Annotated in this window: 15 protein-coding genes; 6 read left to right on the forward strand and 9 right to left on the reverse strand. The window is 65.3% G+C overall.

Features of this window, described 5'->3' with window-relative positions; genetic code table 11:
- Positions 1–1,260 (forward strand): acyl-CoA dehydrogenase domain-containing protein (locus ABNS06_RS07205; RefSeq protein ID WP_348673530.1); only part of this gene is annotated, 1,260 nt, incomplete at its 5' end.
- A 66-nt stretch (positions 1,261–1,326) separates the two neighbouring features.
- Here ABNS06_RS07205 and ABNS06_RS07210 read toward each other — a convergent pair.
- Positions 1,327–2,580, reverse strand: coding sequence for a dicarboxylate/amino acid:cation symporter (locus ABNS06_RS07210; protein ID WP_348673532.1), 1,254 nt, complete (start codon positions 2,578–2,580; stop codon positions 1,327–1,329).
- Positions 2,581–2,702: 122 nt separating this feature from the next.
- Here ABNS06_RS07210 and ABNS06_RS07215 point away from each other — a divergent pair, with 122 nt between their 5' ends.
- Together ABNS06_RS07215 and ABNS06_RS07220 are read left to right on the forward strand one after the other, a co-directional pair.
- Positions 2,703–3,500, forward strand: coding sequence for a BPSS1780 family membrane protein (locus ABNS06_RS07215; RefSeq protein WP_348673534.1), 798 nt, complete (start codon positions 2,703–2,705; stop codon positions 3,498–3,500).
- Positions 3,478–4,233 (forward strand): DUF1295 domain-containing protein, encoded by a 756-nt coding sequence (locus tag ABNS06_RS07220; protein ID WP_348673536.1) that lies wholly within the window; start codon positions 3,478–3,480, stop codon positions 4,231–4,233. The genes ABNS06_RS07215 and ABNS06_RS07220 overlap by 23 nt, the downstream gene beginning before the upstream one ends.
- Positions 4,234–4,302: 69 nt before the next feature.
- On the opposite strand, the gene ABNS06_RS07225 is transcribed toward ABNS06_RS07220, so the two are convergent.
- On the reverse strand, positions 4,303–5,490 hold the full coding sequence (locus ABNS06_RS07225) for an acyl-CoA dehydrogenase family protein (protein ID WP_348673538.1): 1,188 nt from the start codon (positions 5,488–5,490) through the stop codon (positions 4,303–4,305).
- A 241-nt stretch (positions 5,491–5,731) separates the two neighbouring features.
- Here ABNS06_RS07225 and ABNS06_RS07230 point away from each other — a divergent pair, with 241 nt between their 5' ends.
- From ABNS06_RS07230 to ABNS06_RS07240, 3 genes are read left to right on the forward strand one after another with little or no spacing between them, the layout of a single operon-like run.
- Entirely contained in the window at positions 5,732–6,235 is a 504-nt protein-coding gene (locus tag ABNS06_RS07230; RefSeq protein ID WP_348673540.1) for a sigma-70 family RNA polymerase sigma factor, read from the forward strand.
- Positions 6,232–6,945 carry a DUF3379 family protein gene (locus tag ABNS06_RS07235; protein WP_348673541.1) on the forward strand — a complete coding sequence of 238 codons (714 nt, stop codon included), beginning with the start codon at positions 6,232–6,234 and terminating at the stop codon, positions 6,943–6,945. Before ABNS06_RS07230 ends, ABNS06_RS07235 begins: the two co-directional genes overlap by 4 nt.
- Positions 6,946–6,988: 43 nt before the next feature.
- Positions 6,989–7,600 (forward strand): methyltransferase domain-containing protein, encoded by a 612-nt coding sequence (locus ABNS06_RS07240; RefSeq protein ID WP_348673543.1) that lies wholly within the window; start codon positions 6,989–6,991, stop codon positions 7,598–7,600.
- Positions 7,601–7,618: 18 nt separating this feature from the next.
- On the opposite strand, the gene ABNS06_RS07245 is transcribed toward ABNS06_RS07240, so the two are convergent.
- The 7 genes from ABNS06_RS07245 to ABNS06_RS07275 all read right to left on the reverse strand — a co-directional run.
- Entirely contained in the window at positions 7,619–8,908 is a 1,290-nt protein-coding gene (locus ABNS06_RS07245) for an MFS transporter (RefSeq protein ID WP_348673544.1), read from the reverse strand.
- Between the two features lie 107 nt (positions 8,909–9,015).
- Entirely contained in the window at positions 9,016–9,681 is a 666-nt protein-coding gene (locus ABNS06_RS07250) for a rhomboid family intramembrane serine protease (protein ID WP_348673546.1), read from the reverse strand.
- Between the two features lie 12 nt (positions 9,682–9,693).
- Positions 9,694–10,482: a glutaminyl-peptide cyclotransferase gene (locus ABNS06_RS07255; RefSeq protein WP_348673547.1), complete on the reverse strand. Its 789-nt coding sequence runs from the start codon at positions 10,480–10,482 to the stop codon at positions 9,694–9,696.
- The gene (locus tag ABNS06_RS07260) at positions 10,483–11,187 is read right to left on the reverse strand and encodes an HAD-IA family hydrolase (protein ID WP_348673548.1); all 705 of its coding nucleotides are present in this window, start codon (positions 11,185–11,187) and stop codon (positions 10,483–10,485) included.
- 207 nt (positions 11,188–11,394) lie between these two features.
- A complete protein-coding gene (locus ABNS06_RS07265) occupies positions 11,395–13,590 on the reverse strand; it encodes a hypothetical protein (protein ID WP_348673550.1) in 2,196 nt (731 codons plus the stop codon).
- Positions 13,591–13,862: 272 nt separating this feature from the next.
- Positions 13,863–15,929, reverse strand: a complete 2,067-nt coding sequence (locus tag ABNS06_RS07270) for an EAL domain-containing protein (protein ID WP_348673551.1) — start codon at positions 15,927–15,929, stop codon at positions 13,863–13,865.
- 162 nt (positions 15,930–16,091) lie between these two features.
- Positions 16,092–16,784, reverse strand: a 693-nt coding sequence (locus tag ABNS06_RS07275) for an OmpA family protein (RefSeq protein ID WP_348673553.1), incomplete at its 5' end; no start/stop codon positions are given.

Genomic DNA, 16,784 nt, shown 5'->3' on the forward strand with positions numbered 1-16,784 from the left:
CAGTTCAAGCTGTCGGTCGGCAAGTTCGAGGGCGTGCAGGAAGCCACCGGCCGTATCGCCGGGCTGAACTACCGCCTGGAGGCGGTGCGTACGCTGACGGCCAGCGCCGTCGACAACTGCGCCCCGTCGGTGGTCACGGCCATCGCCAAGTACCACATGACGGAAATGATGCGGCAGTCGCTGACCGACGCCATGGACGTGCACGGTGGCCGCGGCATCATGGTCGGGCCTCGCAACTACCTGGTCTCCGCCTATCAGGCGATTCCGGTGGCGATCACCGTGGAAGGCGCGAACATCCTGACCCGCAGCCTGATGATCTTCGGCCAGGGCGCCATTCGCTGCCATCCCTATGTGTTCCCGGAGATGGAGGCCGCCCGCCAGAACGACCTCTCCGAGTTCGACAAGCTGCTGTGGGGCCACATCGGCTTTTCCATGAATCGCGGCGTGCGGGCGCTGACGCTGGGCCTGACCGGCGGTGCGCTGGCCAAGGCTCCGGTCGACGGGCCGACGGCGAAGTACTACAAGCAGCTGGAGCGCATGTCGGCCTCGTTGGCCTTTGTCTCCGACGTGACCATGGGTGTGCTGGGCGGTGAGCTGAAGCGCAAGGAGCGCCTGTCAGCCCGCCTGGGTGACGTGCTGAGTCACCTGTACATGGCCACCGCCGTGCTCAAGTACTACGAGGACGAAGGCCGGCCGGAAGAGGATCTGCCGCACGTGCAGTGGTGCGTGGAAGACTCGCTGAACACCATCTACGAAGCCTTCGACGAGTTCTTCGCGAACTTCCCTGTCGGCATCGTCGGGTCGGTCATGCGCCGCATGGTGTTCCCGTTCGGTCGTTCCTACCGCGCCGTGTCGGATGATCTCAACGGCAAGCTGGCCGACATGATGATGGAGCCGACCGAGCTGCGTGATCGTCTGTCGCAGATCTGCTTCCTGCCCAAGGATGCGAACGATCCGGTCGGGCTGCTGGAAGTCGCGTTCGACAAGCTCATCGCGGTCGAGCCTCTGTACAACAAGTACTACAAGGCTTTGTCCAAGGGCGAGCTGTCCGGCATGACGCTGGAAGCCCGTCTGGAAGAAGCGGTGGCGCAGGGCGTGCTGACGTCGGATGAGGCCGAGCAGGTGGGCGAATACGACCGCCTGCGCTACGAGGCCGTCATGACCGACGCCTTCACCAAGGAGTACCTGGCCGGCACGGCGTTCAACCCCGAGGCAGCCGCTTCTGAGGAATCGGAGCAGCCGACGGCGAAGGTCGCCTGATCGCCGCCTGATCGGCAAAAGGCAGATTGAAAACGGGCCCGTTCGGGCCCGTTTTCTTTTGGGGCATCAGCTCCTCGCGTCGACCAGCAGTGTCTGCTCGCCCTCGCTGCGGGCGATGACCACCGCGCCGGTGGAATCGGAGAACACGTTGACGGCGGTGCGGCACATGTCCAGCACCCGGTCCACGGCGAGGATCAGGCCCACGCCTTCGAGGGGTAGCCCGATGGTGGTCAGGATTACGCCGATGGCGACCAGGCTGGCCGACGGGATGCCGGCCACACCAATCGACGTCAGCAGGGCGGTCAGCACGATGACGAACTGGGTGCCCAGCGTGAGGTCCAGGCCGTAGGCCTGGGCGATGAACATCGCCGCGACGCATTCGTAAAGCGCCGTGCCGTCCATGTTGACGGTGGCGCCCAGCGGCAGCACGAAGCTGCTGGTCCGGTTGGACACGCCCGCGCGGCTCTCCACGCAATCCAGCGTCACCGGCAGGGTGGCCGATGACGAACTGGTCGAAAAGGCCGTCAGCAGGGCCGGTGACATCGCCACGTAGTGCTTGACCGGGTTGACGCGCGCGACCAGCACGAGCATCAGCGGCATGACGATCAGCAGATGCGCGGCCAGCGCGATCAGGACGGTGACGAAGAACACCAGCAGTGGACCGACGGCGTCGAATCCGGTCTGCGCCACGACCTCGGCCACGAGCCCGAACACGCCGATGGGCGCGATGCGCATGATCAGGTCGGTCATGTGCAGCATGACCTGATAAACGCCGTCCCAGAAATCCTTCAGCACTTCGCCGGGTCGTCCCGGGACCCGGGTGGCGAGAAAGCCGAACAGGATGGAGAACACGATCAGGCCCAGCATCTGCCCGGCCGCGGCCGCTTCGACGATGTTCGGCGGTACCAGCCGCAGAATGATGCCGATGACGTCGCCGGCCCCGCGTCCTTCGATGCGCTCCATCACCTGGCCGGTCCCGGCGTCCAGGCCTAGCCGGTCGCCCGCCGGCGCGCCGTCGATGGTGCCCGGCGACAGCAGGTTGACCACGAACAGGCCGATCAGGATCGCGATCAGGCTGGTCGCGAGGTAGTACGCCAGGGTCTTGCCACCGAGTCGGCCCAGCGCGCGACCGCCCGGCAGGCCCATCACGCCGACAATGATCGACGACATGATCAGCGGCACGATCAGCATCTTCAGCGCGTTCAGGAAGAAGCTGCCGATCAGATCGAAGGCATCGATCCACCAGCCCGACTCGGGGACCACGGAGCCGACGATTGCGGCGGCGACGAGGGCGATCAGGATTTGCCAGTGCAGTTTCATGAGTCCGGGCATGTGCTGGGAACGATGCGACTAGCCTAATCCATCCGCGCCGGCCGATGACGCCGCGTGGCCGGGCAGGCGGTATGATGCGCGCTCGAACTGGATGACGGCGTGGCGTATTGATGGAGCAGGAGCTCGATGTCAGGGTGCGGCCCGCGGTGGCCGGGCGACGATGGATTGGCGCCGCGTGGCGGTTGTTCTCGGCGCAGGTCGGCACCTGGTTGGTGCTGGCGATCATCCTGTTGGCGATCAGTGCGCTGGCTGGTCGCATGCAGTTCGTCAGTCTCCTGATGAATCTGATCTTCCCGGTGTTTATCGGAGGCTTGATGATCGGCGCGCATCAGCAGGCCGGTGGCGGGCGGGTCGAGATCGCCCACCTGCTCGCCGGTTTCTCCGGTCGCTTTGTCGACCTGCTGTTGCTCGGGTTGATCCAGCTTCTCGCATCGCTCGTGGTCGTGGTGGTTGCGGTCGTCGGGGTTCTGCTGACGATCGGACTTGGCGTGTTCGAGAACCCGGAGGGGCTGGGTGAGATTTCCTGGATGACCTGGGTGCTGCTTGCGCTGGTGCTGACCGTGCCGATGGGCGCGATGATCATGGCGTTCTGGATCGCCGTACCCCTGGTCGCCGTCGCGGGCTGCAAGCCCTGGGAGGCGGTCGAGCGCTCGTTTGATGCCGCGTGGCGGAACTGGCGGGCGCTGCTGCTGTACGGCCTGCTCGTCACGCTGCTGTTTCTGGTGGCGATGATTCCGCTGGGGCTGGGCCTGATCGTGCTGGTCCCCGTGCTGGTGCTGACCGGCTACACCGCCTGCGCCGATGTGTTCAATCTGCAGGGACCGGCGCAGCCGATGCCGAACATCGCGAACGAACCACCGGAGTCCACCGAGGAGGAGCATTCCGATGACGGATACCGTGCAGACTGATCTGTCCGCCGGGTCGGATCGACGCCCTCCGCCGCGCCTGGCGCAGCGGATGCGGTCGCTGACCGATTACATGACCCGTGACTTTCTGGGAGGTCCCCGGCCGCTGAAGTTCGCGTGGGTGATCAATGCGCAGAAGGGTGGGACGTTTTTGTTCGTGGGCCTGCTGATGTGGTGGTACGGCAACACCTCGCCCGCGGCCTGGGTCTATCTGGCGCTGCATGGCAGCTACGGCCTTTGCTGGATATTGAAGGATGTGACCTTCCCCGACCCCAACTGGCAGGCTCGCGTCACCTTTGGTGGTGCCGTCATGTCGATCGTCGGCGGGTTGGGTCTTTACTGGCTGATCGCCTGGCTGCTGATTTCCGGCATCAGCAATCCGAGCTATCCGTTGCCCGACAACGCCTGGTTCGCCCTGTGCATTTCGCTGCACACGTTGGGCGTCGCCATCATGCTGTCGGCCGATGCGCAGAAGTACTTCACGCTCAAGGTCCAGCGCGGCCTGATCACCACGGGGATGTTCCGCTACATTCGCCATCCCAACTACCTGGGCGAGATGATGATCTACGGCACTTACGCCCTGCTGGTCTGGCACTGGATTCCGGTGCTGATCCTGGCGTGGATCTGGATCGGAATCTTCTCGGTGAACATGGTGCTCAAGGAAGCCTCCATGTCCCGGTATCCGGAATGGGCCGACTACAAGCGGCGTAGCGGCTGGTTGCTGCCCGGTCTGTGATCCAGGCGCTGGCCGGACGGGGGGATTTCCCGGTTCCGGCCAACGCGTGTCGGGTCCGCGGGTAGCGGATCAGGCGGCCTTGCCCGCCGTGGCGGCGCCGTCCTTCTTCCGGCTTGGCAGCGTGCCCATCAGCTTGCAGATGATCCCGAGCATGACCTCGTCGGCGCCGCCGCCAATGGAGATCAGCCGGGAATCGCGGTAGGCGCGCGCGATGTTGTTTTCCCACATGAAGCCCTGACCGCCCCAGAACTGGAGGCAGGCGTCGGTGACCTCGCGGGAGATCCGGCCGGCCTTCAGCTTGCACATCGATGCGAGCATGCTGGCATCGCGGCCGTTGATGTACTGCTCGGTGGCCTGCATGGTCAGCGCCTTGAGCGCCTCGACCTCGGTCTTCAGCTCGGCGAGCCGGAAGTGCACGTACTGGTTGTCGAGTACGGACTGGCCGAAGGCCTTGTGGCTGCGCGCGTAGTCGATGGTCTCGTCGATATTGCTTTCCAGACCCTCGATGGCGGTCGCGGCGCCGAACAGGCGCTCCTCCTGGAATTGCAGCATCTGATACATGAAGCCCATGCCTTCCTGGCCGATCAGGTTGCGCTGCGGGACGCGTACGTTGTCCAGAAAGATCATCGCCGTGTCGGAGGCACGCATGCCCAGCTTGTCCAGCTTGGTCTGGCGATCCACGCCCCTGGCATCCAGCGGGACGACGATCAGCGACTTGCTCTTGTGCGGCTTGTCGTCGCTGGTGTTCACCAGCATGCAGGCCCAGTCGGACTGGGTGCCGTTGGTGATCCACATCTTGGAGCCGTTGATCACGTAGTCGCCCCCGTCCTTGGTCGCCGTGGTCTTGATGCTGGCGACGTCGGAGCCGGCGCCCGCCTCGGAGACCGCGATCGAGACGACCTGATCCCCGGCGATCGCCGGCGCCAGATATTCCTTGCGCAGATCGTCCGAGCCAAAGCGCGCCAATGCCGGTGTCGCCATGTCGGTCTGGACGCCGATGGCCATCGGCAGCGATCCACAGCGGCATTGCCCCAGCGCCATCGCGAACATCAGTTCATAGGAGTAGTCCAGGCCCATGCCGCCGTACTCCTCGGGCTTGTTGACGCCGAGCAAACCCAGGTCACCCATGCGCTTGAGCAGTTCGTGGGCGGGCCAGATGCCGGCGGCTTCCCATTCCTCGACGTGCGGGTTGATCTCGTCCTGAACGAACTTGCTGACCGTGCGATGCAGTTCCTTGTGCTCATGGGTAAGGATCATTACTTGGCGCTCCTCGCAAAAAATGACAAACAAATATCTTGTAAAAACGGATTCTGGAGAAGTCGGTATGAGCGCGCAATCTCATGGCATGGAAACGTGTGGTAATTAATATTTCCGTTCGATGCGACTATGACAAAATCCTCGTCATGGAACGGTCTATTGATGCACCGAGGCCCACGCCGGGGAGATGGATGAGCAACCAGTGTTTCGATGTCATGCGCAATTGCCCGGGGAGGGCGGGATGAGCCGCTCCGGTCATGACTTCGCCGCGCTGGTCGACGCCTACGCGCAGGACCTTTACCGGTACGCGCACTGGCTTTGCCGGGACGTGCACATTGCCGAGGATCTGGTTCAGGACACCTTGCTGCGCGCCTGGAAATCCTTCGACAAGCTGCAGGACGTCAAGGCGGCGCGCGCCTGGTTGATCACCACCGTGCGGCGAGAGCATCTCCGCCGGTTCGAGCGGTTCCAGCCGACAACGGTGGATGTGGATGAAATGGAGTATCTGCCGGCGGTTCCCACCGATGATGTGGCGGCTGCGGACGAGATCCGCACACGTTTGTCCAGCCTGCCCGTCGCCGATCGCGAGGCGCTGCTGTTGCAGGCCGGCTATGGCTACAGCCTCAAGGAGATCGCCGAGATCATGGACACCACGCCCGCGGCCGTCGGGAATCGTGTTTACCGAGCCCGTCAGCGGCTGCTCCAGCAGGACGCCGAGTCAGGTCGGCGGGAGGTGCAGGCATGAACTGCTTTGAAGCACGGCGCGCGTTGCTGACCGACCCCGCCCGGCTGCCGTCTACCGTGGCGACTCATGTGGAACAGTGCGAACGTTGCGGTCGCGTGGCCTCGCAGATCCGGACGCTGGACCTGAGGGTCGCGGATGCGCTGAATGTCGATCCGCCGGTCGGGCTGACCGAGCGGCTCAAGCTCGCCGGTCCACGGCGGCCGCGCTGGCTGGCGCCGTCGATGGCCGGCATGGCGCTGGCCGCCTCGGTGCTGGTGGCCGCGATCGTGATCGGGTGGCCGGCGCCATCGACGGTTGCCGGAGCCGACTGGGCGGGCTCCGTGGTGTCGCATACCGAATACGACGCCGCGCATGAACTGACGGCCAATCCGGCGGCACCGGCGGACTTCCAGCATGTCATCGAGCGTCTGGGCGGACAGGTCCGCGCCATTCCGGAAGGACTGACCCGCGCCGGATACTGCATTCTCGAGGGGCGCGCCGCGCTGCATGCGGTGATTGAGCGTGCCGGTCAGCGCTTTGTCGTGTACGTGATGCCTGGCGTGTCCACGGCGGAGACTCACGTCGATCTGCGTGGATGGCGCGGGGAAATCATCTCCGGCGAGAATGTCGCAATTGCCGTCATCGGGCGCGACGCAACCGATGACATTGAGCCGCTGATGAAGTCGCTCGCCGCCTCGGTGCAATGGTCCGGAACGGTGCGAGCCGGTTAAGCTGGGTTGACGCCGGTCGGGTGTCCGCGCGGAGGAGAACGAGATGTACGAACGCTGGGTATTGCCCTACCTGCTGGATCTGGCCTGCGGCATCAAGCCAGTGCGGCGGCAACGCGCGAAGGTCGTGCCGCAGGCCCGGGGTCGCGTGCTCGAGATCGGCATCGGGACCGGTCTGAATCTGCATCACTACGACGCCGATCGAATCCACAGTCTGCACGGGCTGGATCCGGGTGAGGCCATGCACCGCCTGGCACGCAAGCGGATGCGTGCCGCCGGCCTGGAGGCCGAGCTGGTGCCGCTGTCCGCCGAATCGATTCCGATGGCGGACCACAGTTTCGACACGGTGGTGTGCACCTACACGCTTTGCACGATTCCCGATGCCGCCGGTGCGCTGTCGGAGATGCGCCGCGTACTCAAGCCGGATGGTCGTCTGCTGTTCTGCGAGCATGGCGAGGCGCCCGATTCCGGCGTCGCGCGCTGGCAGACTCGCCTGAACCGGGTGTGGAAGCCGATCGCCGGTGGTTGTCACCTGGATCGAAAGATTCCCGATCTGTTGTCCGATGCCGGGTTTCAGGTCGAGAGCCTGGAGCAGATGTACCTGCCGGGTCCCCGGGTGTTGACCTACAACTACTGGGGCTCGGCGAAACCGGGTTAGTGCTTCGCCCGCCCGGTATCAGTCCTCGATTTCGGGAAGCCTTGCGGCCGCGAATGAGGCGACGAGGGCGCCCGCGCCGAACAGCAGTACGAGCCCGTCGGGCCCGAGCCAGGGTTCCAGCAGTCCCAGTGAACCGCCCGCCAGGAGCAGCACGCCGATCAGTGTGTTGCTGACGGCGGTGTACGCGGCGCGCGTCTCCTGCGTGGCCATGTCGATCAGGTAGGTGCTGCGGCCGACACGCACGCCGCCGTGCGCCAGTGACAGCACGAAGTAGAGCGCGGCGTAGATCAGCGGAGATCGCCACTCCAGCTGCACCACCAGGAACAGGCCGCCACAGGCGATCGCGGCGATACGCCCGGCGATGACCAGCACGCGGCGACTCGAAATGTCGGACTGACGTCCCCACACGGGGCCGCCCAGCAGATTGGCGGCGCCCACGGCGACCAGCAATCCGCCCAGCGCGCTGAATTCGCTACTCCCGATTTCGCGGGCGGACAGGACCATGAACGGTGCCGCGAAGGCGGTGGACAGAAAGGTCGCTCGAGTGATCACGAACAGGCGGAACTGGGCGTCGCGACGCAGCAGCGACAGCTGGCGCACCGCTTCGACCGCGGCGTTGCCTCCACCGCTGATCTGTCCGGGTTCCTCGCGAACAAATGCGTAGCTGAACGCGGCTCCCAACCAGAGGCCGCCGGCACCGAAAAGCAGTGCCGCCAGGTAGCCAAGGCTCTCGCCGCCGGACAGCAGGCCGGTCGCGCCGATCACCAGCGCGGCGCCGCCGGCGATGGACGATGCGTATCCCGAGGCCTTGCCTCGCGTGCGCCGCGACACCGTCTTGCCCTGGACGTCCTTGATGGCGACGGAGCACACGCCGCGTGCAAGGCTGAATGCGACCAGCAGGCCCAGCAGTGTCCAGCCGGCGCTGGCGCCATGGCCGTGCAACGCCACCAGCCCCATCGCGGCCATGCAGGCACCCTGGATGGCGCTGCCCAGCACCCAGAACCATTTTCGAATCCGATGGTGTCGGATCCACGCGGCGACCAGCAGCTGCGGGACCAGGGCCAGCGACTCGCGAATGGGTACGGTGAGGCCGGCCATGAATCCCGGCGCGCCGACGGCGCCCAGCACCCAGACCAGCACCAGCTTGGCACTGCCCAGATGATCGCCGGTCTTGGTCGCGGCCAGGGCCACGATATGGATCAGGAAGTTCCGCGGCAGATGATTGCAGGCGGATTCGGGCACGTCCTTGCACACGCGTGCATCGTCCTCTGTCAGCAGGATCTCGTAAACCGATCGATCGGGCTCCAAGGCCTGGGCATCCTCTGCGTGTCTGGCGCGGGAGTTTGCCACGATGGCGGGGCCGGCGACGGGTGAACAGGTTCGCGCTGACGTCGCCGGGCGAGATGGCGCTCGGGCTAGCGGCGGCGCGGCAGGAAGGCGAACACCAGCACCAGGCCGGCAACGAATCCGCCGATATGGGCGCGGAAGGCGACGCCCGAACCCGCGCCGCTCAGCAGTTCGGACAGCAGCTGCATGAGGAACCAGAGGCCCAGCACCGCCACGGCGGGCAATCTGGTGACATGCAGGTAGAAGCCCAGCGGAATCACCACGGTGACCCGGGCGTTGGGATACAGCACCAGATAGGCGCCCAGCACCCCGGAGATGGCGCCGCTCGCCCCGACCATCGGGACCGTGGATGCCGGTGCGGGCAGGGCCTGAGCCAGTGCCGCGCCGATGCCGCAAAGCAGATAGAACACGAGGAAGCGGCCATGTCCCATCGCGTCTTCGACGTTGTCCGAGAAGATCCACAGGTAGAGCATGTTGCCGATCAAGTGCATCCAGCCGCCATGCAGGAACATGGAGGTGAAGACCGTGAGCACCGCCGGGACGGTGCCGATCTCCGGTGGCAGCATCGCTCCCTGGAGCAGTCGTGCCGGGATCAGTCCGTAGCCGAAGATCGCCTGCTGCGCGGCCGCGCCCAGTGACCATTCCCACAGAAACACCAGCACGCACAGGCCGATCACCAGCCAGGTCAGTATGGGCGGTGTGCGCGTGGGGTTGTCGTCGCGTATCGGGATCATGCGGGCTCGGGTCTAGTCCCCCTGGTTCCCGGCGCGCAGCAGGCGTGCCGGGACGGTGATTTCGTACAGCTTGCCCCAGCGTTTGCCGGTGACGAACAGCCGCTGGGAGTCCGCCATCCACGCGATGCCGTTGAGCGTGTTCTCCGCGCGTCGCGAGGTGTCGGCATCCAGGTCCGACAGGTCCAGCCACAACACCACCTGGCCCGTTCGAGGCTCGATGACCGCGATCCGGCGCGAGTGCCAGACATTGGCCAGCACGTGGCCGTTGATCCATTCCAGTTCATTGAGATTGCGAACCGGCTTCGCGCCGTCGCGGACCTCCACGTGACGCAAGGGCGTGAAGTCGTCGGCGGCATGCCAGGTCAGCGTGGCGCTGCCGTCGCTGCGGATCAAGTCCCGGCCGTCGAAGGTCAGCCCCCAGCCTTCGCCGGCGTAGCTCCAGCGATCGAGTTCCCGTCCCTGGCGAGACCAGACCATTGCCTGACCGGCTCGCCAGGTCAGCTGGATCAGCCGGTGATGGTCATCCACGGCCAGTCCCTCGCCGAACCAGGTCGAGGGCAGTGCGATCGCCCTTTCCACGTCGCCGGATTCCAGGTCGACCCAGCGCAGCTCGGACTCGCCGCGCTGTCCCGTGCTCTCCAGCAGCTGGGCTCCGAGAAACGCCAGTCCCTGGGTGAAGGCACCCCGATCATGCGGAAAACTGGCGATCACCTCCGGTCGGACGACGGGGGCGGCAGCCTCCGCCCGCGCGAATGATGCCGTTGCGATGAGCAACAGGCAGGGCAGCAGGCGCACCGGCATTCAGGCGCCCAGGCGATCCGCGAGTTCGCGCAGGCAGCGGACGGTCACGGGCGGGCGATCCGTCGTCGGCCAGGTCGAATCCAGCCGGCTCAACCAGACGGCCTGGAAGCCTGACGCCCGCGCGCCGGCCACATCGGCATGAGGATGGTCGCCGACGTGGAGGATCGCATCCGGTTGCAGCTCCAGATGGTCGGCCGTGTGGGCGAAGATGCGCGGATCGGGCTTTGCGCAACCAACCTCGCGGGCATAGACGGTGTGTTCCAGCACATGCAGGCCGGTATCGGGGCCGGGTCGGCCGTTGCCGTTGGTCAGGCCCGCCAGCCGGAAGCGCTTGGCGAGCCGGCCGAGCCCCTCGGCCACGTCGTCGAAGCACACGACCGCGTTGCGTGCTGCGTAGAAGGCCGCGAAGGCATCGTCGGCGCGTTGTGTATCCGCACCCACCGAATCGAGCATCACGCGAATCGTTTTCAGGCGCAGCGCCGTCATGTCGTGCAGCAGTTCGGGATTGGCGTCTCCGACCCGCTGCCGCAATGCATGAACAGCGGCCTCGTCGTAGCGTTCCAGCACCGCCGGCGCGTGCTCGGCGAACCAGTCGCGCAGCACCTGCTCGGCTCGTTGTATCACCGGGGCGATCGGCCACAGGGTGTCATCGAAGTCGAAGGTGATGGCGCGAATGCGCGTGACGTCCAGCGTGGTTTCGGTCATTGACCTTGCCCGACCGTTCTCCGCGTGGCCCGGTGACGTTCGGAGACCAGGTGCGGGGTCTTCATGCGTTGCGGATGCGTCGGCGCCCGGCGTGTCGTTCTCGCGGTTGCGGGGCAGGGTATCGAGCCTGCTCGAACGAGGGGCGCACCGGCACGTTCCATGTTCACCGGCGGCGGGTGGCCGCCGGGGAACATGTCTTTCGTTCTTTTACTCGCCAGGCTCGGCGGAATCGAAGCCGTCTCCGAGCGCGCAGGTCACCGCGAGCAGGGACAAGGTGTCGACCGTGATCGTGCCGCCGTCGATCAGCGGGTCGGTGTCGTCGCCCGGCGGGTCGATCAGTTCGCCCGCGTCATCGCGGATCGACCCGGCAACGCAGGCCTGTCCCGTGACCAGCAGGTTGGGTTCGACCAGGCCCGTGCTCGAGACGGTGACCGGAGAACCGAACAGTCCGAACGCGGATTCGACGCACATGTCGGCCGAGTTGTCCCAGGTCCCTTCGATCGGGTCTTCCCACAGCACGCCGGGGAAATTCGTGTCCACGAAGTTCTCGCCCGGAATCGGCGCGTCGTTGTCATCCAGCAGCGTGATATCCACGGATGCGGTCAGCTGTGCGGTAGTGACTTCCAGCAGCAGCGGGATGGAGATCGCGCCGAGCCCGGAGGAGATGCAGCCGTCTTCCGGATCCGACGTGACCACGATGTTGGTGGGCTGCACGCCGGTGATGGTGGCGGTCAGTGCGTCCACCAGCGTGGTGCTGGTGCCGGGGATCAGATATTGAGCACCCACGATCACGTCACAGGGCGAAACACCGGCGGCCTCGCAGGTGGCCTTCGCCTGCGGGCTGACAGACAGGCGGCCCTCGGTGGTGTCGCCGTCCTCGTTCAGGTCATCGCCGTTTTCGATGGTGGCCAGGTCGGCGGTATTCGGGATCAGATCCGCTTCCTCCGCCTCGACCACCCAGGTGAGCTGCTCATTGTCCGTGTAGTTGAGCCGCGAGTCGTCGGACAGGATCGCGAAGGCCAGGAAATCCCGATTCAGGCCGTTGCCGACAAAGACCGGTGTATCGCCGGAAGCGATGTAGCAGGCATCCTGATCATCTTCGGACGTCGTGCCGGGGCACGGCACGCAGGTGTTCTCGTTCATCCGGTCTTCCGGACACACGTAGATGGCCGTGACATCCGTCGGCAGAATCGCGACGGTGGAGATGGCATCGACGTCTTCGAATTCCGGAACGGTCGCCGCCAGCGTGATGGATGCTTCCACCCCGGTGTCCGGCGTGTACGGCCCCGGATCCTGACAGAACGCAGGATCGACCGAATCCATCGAGCCGAAGGTGATCGGCTCGCCGGGTTCCACCGTCTCGTCCGCAACGGCTGGCGCCACGGTGATCGGGATACCTGATGTCTGCTTGTAGCCGCCAACGGCAAGTCGGGTGGTCGCGCTCGTCGGCGTGACCTCGACGGTCGGGTCATTGCGCAGATCGGACGGCGGCTCGCCGGCCAGTCCGGTGACATCGCGGCATTCGCCGTCGGAGAACTCGCCGTAAACGCGATAGGACACCGTGGTACCGCGCGGCGTGCTCACGCCGGGCAGACATTCGGTGGCGCCGGCGACGTCAGGACACAGGAAGATGCTGGTCAGTGTCGCGTCGCTGACGAACACGGGAATCGAATCGGTGGCCGTCTCCCCGCTGGATTGCGTGAAGGTGGCGGTGACGTTCACGCCCTGGTCGTTAAATTCCTCGCCCCAGATGCGTCCCGGAATCGGCTCGCGTTCGGTGTCCGCCAGGCCGGGGCAGAGCGTCGGCGAGTCGGCGGTTTCCACGCAGACCGTTTCGGGGGCGGCACTGACCCAGTCCACTTCGCTCTGATAGCACTGCGTCAGCGCGGGGATGACGTTACCCGACGTTGGGTCGGTGAACGTGGCCTCGGCGCTCAGCCGTGCGCTGGAATCCTGCGAAATGTCGGCGCGACCGGTGATGCCGGTGCAGTTGCTGCCAAAGTAGACGGTAAGCGAGTTGACCACGCCGGCGAGCACCGATACCCGGGCGACGCCGGATTGGCCGTCCATGGTGGCGGTGATGTCAATCGCGCTGGTCGTCACGTTCTCGCCGCTGATCACGCCGGTTTCGCTCACCGACACGAAGCTTGAATCCGCACTGGACCAGCTGACGTCGGCGGTCACGTCAATCGGCGTGAACGTCTGTCCCTCGGACGGCGGGGTCGTATAGAAGCCCGTGGCCGTCAGCTGCCGGGTGGTCTGTTCCGCGATGGTGATCGGCGTCGGGTTGACCGCGATGTGATCGAGCTGAGGCGTGAAGTCAGGGCTGCGAACTTCACCGCCACAGGCGGCCAGTCCGAGGATCACTGAAAAAAGCACGAACGAGCGAGAAACTGACGTCATGAGGTAACTCTCCGGTTGCCCAGGCCCTGACGAAGACATGGGAAATCGTCATTCAGCGAAGATTATCACGTTTACAGGAAATTCACGGCTACTCGCTTGTCGGAAAACGCCGCAATTTCAAGCAGTACTCGTCAGTTTCTGCAAACAACTGGCAACAGCGGCCGATGCCCGTCGGTAATCCTGCCACCGGCCCGGGGGATCGCCGCCGGTTCCTGTCGACCAACGGTTCGTTCCGCGCGACCGGTGCTGCGGGGCGGTTTTGATCGAGGCGGCTAGCCGATGTCGGCGGGACTGGGGCCCTTGATGTGGAAACCCTGGACGTAGCCGACACCCATCTGCCAGAGCAGGGCCATGGATTCGGCGTCCTCCACGCGCTGCGCGATGACTTCGATACCCTCTTCCTGCGCTTTCGCGATCAGAGCCTGCATTCGATTCTGGGTCGAGCCAGGTTGTGAGGCCGCCTTGGTGAACGATGCATGCAGTTTGACGAAATCCGGATAAAGCGTCTCCAGCAACTGCATGGAGCGATCGTCGGTGCCGAAATAATCGATACTCAGGCCGGCGCCGAAGTGGCGAACGCCCTCGCAGAGCGCCATGGCCTGTTCGTAGCGGTTTTGCAGGAAGGACTCCTGAACGTTGAAGACCAGTTGCCGGTAGGCCGCCGGTTTGCCAACGAGCCGGACGCGCAGCCACTGCAGGAACGCCTTGTGATCGGCGACGGTCTGTTCCGACAGCTTGACGAACAGCCGCATTGGCGGCGCTTCCTCGCGCTGCCGGTCCATCAGCAGCTCGATGGCAATGTCTACCACCGTCCGGTCCAGCTCGGCGACTAGGCCGGCATGCTCGGCGACCTGGATGAAATCCCTCGCCTGATATTCCTTGCCGTCCTTGGTGGTCAGCCTGATCAGCGCGTCGAACTGCTGCTCCTCGGCGTCGTCCAGCTTCAGGATTGGCATGTAGTTCAGGGAGAATCCGCCATGCTTGAGGGCGTACCGGATCTTCTTCTTCCAGTCCTCCTCGGCCTTTTTCTGCTGCAGATCGGCGTCGTCGGATTCGAGCAGCGCGACGGTTCCGGGCTCTGGGGCCTGGGTTTGCCAGTGACGCGCGATACGCTGGATGCAGGGCTCCGCTTCCTCGCGTAGCTCGTTGGCATACACGACACCCCCCATGCCGATGTGGAGCTGATGGTGGTCGGTCCGGAAGACGGCGTGGCCGATCTTGTCCAGCCAGCCCTGGCAGCTTGCGATGACGCGTTTCGCGTCCGCGCGTCTGAGCAGGATCATCAGGCGGCCCGGGGCAACGCCAAACAGCTGGTCGTCCTGATCAAGCAGTGACTCGAGAAAACGTTCCACCGACTCGATGAGTTGCTCAAGGCCCGCGAATCCGAGCTCCGATTCCAGGTCGTCGATATCCAGCAGGCGCAGTTCCAGCAGGGCCAGGACGTCCGTGGAGCCGTCGCTGCGCATGCGATCCAGTGCGTCGGTCAGTTGCGCGCGCACCCCGCGCGGATCCTCGCGGGATTCGCGCCGGGGCGCACTGACGAGTTCGACGCCGGTCACGCCGTCGCGCTCGATGCGTCGCAACGCCACACGCAGCGGCCGTGTGTCGCCGTCGTGCGCCGCAAATTGCAGGTCCAGATCCGCCGCGGTTTTCACGCCGGTGGCCAGGCTGGCGAGCTCATCGCGTACGTCCGGCCGCTGCGCGGGGTCGATGAAATCAAGCAGTGGCATGTCCTGCGGAGCGTCGTCGCCGACCAATCTGGCGAACGGTTCGTTGGCCTCCGTGACGATGCCGTCGGTGATCAGCGCGACGGCGACGCCCATGTCGCGTAGCAGGGCCTTTTGCTGGGCTTCCAGCAGTCGCGTGGTGTGCTCGCGCTCATCCAGGGAACGGCGTGTTCGCGAAAACGCGATCTCACGTTCAAGGACAAAGGCCAACGCATCCGGATCGCCGAGCGGTACCCAGTCGCGGGCGGCGTGATCGCGCAGGGTTTGCACGGTGCCGGTTCGGCTCCCGCCGTCCAGCAGCAGCGTCGTGAGCTGAGGGTCCTCGGCACGTGCGGTGGCGCACCAGGCCGGGGTGTCGATCTCCAGTGAGGGATCGATGATCAGGATCAGCGGGCGCTCCGTGCGGATGCCGGTCGCGAGGTCGTCGTCGACGCGTGTCTGGATGACATGCGCGGCAATGCCGCGGTTGCGGAGTTCGCGCTCGATGAGCTGGCCGGTATCCGGATCGGGACCCAGCAGCAGGATTCTTGCCGACCCCGCGCGTTCAGCGTCCTGGTCATGAGCGGCGTCTGAGAAGGTCGAAACGGCGATTGTCCTGTCACTCCGCCCCATGGGCATGTGATCTTGTACCGGGTGGCTTGTCCAGCCGGACGCTCATGGTGGCTCCGGACCCCTGACGGACAAGCGCGATGCAAGTGTTCCAACCCGATGTTGCACAAAAAAACGCCCGGGTGGAAGCCACCCGGGCGTTGTCCATGCGAGCGGGCGGGAGCGCTACTCCGCCAGGCGCAGCTCCGTCCGGCGGTTGCGGGCCTGACCTTCCTCGGTTGCGTTGTTCGCAACCGGCTGGGTCTCGCCGTAGCCGCGGGAAACCAGGCTGTCCGGGTTGACTCCCTTGCTGATCAGGTAGTTGCGGACCGACGCAGCGCGCTGCTCCGAGAGCTTCTGGTTGTACGCCGCCGATCCGATCGAGTCCGTGTGACCGGCGATTTCAGCCCTCACCTCGGGCTGGTCGGCCAGCGACTTGGCCACGCGATCCAGGATGGTCTTGGCATCGGGCCGCAGCGTCGCCTTGTTGAACTCGAAGTGCACGCCATCCAGCACCAGCTCCTGGTTCCGGATCGGGCAGCCGGTCTTGTCGACCTCGAGGCCGGGCAGGGTGTTGGGGCACAGGTCATCCCGGTTCAGCACGCCATCGCCATCCAGATCCAGGGAGCAACCGCGCTCGTCCACCGCCACACCGGGCTGCGTGTTCGGACAGTTGTCCTTGTAGTCCGGCACGCCGTCGCCGTCGGTGTCGAACGGACAGCCATGACGATCAACCGGCACGCCCTGTGGCGTATTCGGGCACTTGTCCTGCGAATCCGGCACGCCATCGCCATCGGAATCCAGCGGACAGCCGTTGCGGTCGACCGGGATTCCGGGCGGTGTGTTCGGGCACTTGTCGCGGAAGTCCGGCACGCCGTC

This window comes from uncultured Abyssibacter sp. (assembly GCF_964000955.1).
Lineage (GTDB): Bacteria > Pseudomonadota > Gammaproteobacteria > Nevskiales > OUC007 > Abyssibacter.